This is a genomic window from Mammaliicoccus sp. J-M40 (assembly GCF_022386395.1).
Taxonomy (GTDB): domain Bacteria; phylum Bacillota; class Bacilli; order Staphylococcales; family Staphylococcaceae; genus Mammaliicoccus; species Mammaliicoccus lentus.
The window spans coordinates 1-230 of sequence record NZ_JAJNIQ010000046.1 but is presented as its reverse complement, the minus strand read 5'-3'; the positions used below and the strand labels follow the sequence as shown (position 1 = coordinate 230).

General features: G+C 39.6%; 1 rRNA gene. It reads right to left on the bottom strand.

The features are described 5' to 3' along the window. Positions 1 to 87: ribosomal RNA gene (rrf, locus tag LQ688_RS13970) — 5S ribosomal RNA — on the bottom strand; the annotation flags it as partial. Positions 88 to 230: the final 143 nt, after the last annotated feature.

The following is a 230-nucleotide window of genomic DNA, read 5'->3' as shown; positions in this document are numbered from 1 at the left end:
GTAAGCCCAACTACCATCGGCGCTAAAGAGCTTAACTTCTGTGTTCGGCATGGGAACAGGTGTGACCTCTTTGCTATCGTCACCAGACAAAGTACTTGCTTGAGACAATTGATAAACAATTGCTCTTCGCATTGTTATGAGAATGTATTGCACATTCAAAACTAGATAGTAAGCAGATTTTACGGCGCAAAACCGATTTTAAAAATTTGATTAAGTCTTCGATCGATTAG